1 pseudogene is annotated in these 300 nt (G+C 61.3%); it reads right to left on the reverse strand.

From position 1 onward, the window contains the following. Positions 1 to 150 (reverse strand): annotated as a pseudogene (locus tag AOA61_RS32440) (type II secretion system protein GspE); the annotation flags it as partial. Positions 151 to 300 lie beyond the last annotated feature (150 nt).

Raw genomic sequence — 300 nt, forward strand, 5'->3', positions numbered from 1 at the left:
CTGCTCAATCCGCGACTGGCCGAACTGGCGCTGCACTTCGCTGATCGACCAGCCGGGGGTTGAGGGGCAGACGGTCAGCAACATGCCGTCCTCGCCGGGGCGCAGGAGGATGCGTTGGGATTTGGCCCAGGCGTAAGGGAGAAGGCTCACAAGGTATCTTCCTGACCGAGCACGGTCCAAATGTGGGAGGGGGCTTGCCCCCGATAGCGGTGGGTCAGTGTGTACATCTGTGGCTGACACACCCTCATCGGGAGCAAGCCCCCTCCCACATTCAAATCTTCATTTGGATTCATGGCCGTG

The organism is Pseudomonas sp. 2995-1 (genome assembly GCF_002742505.1).
Lineage (GTDB): Bacteria > Pseudomonadota > Gammaproteobacteria > Pseudomonadales > Pseudomonadaceae > Aquipseudomonas > Aquipseudomonas sivasensis.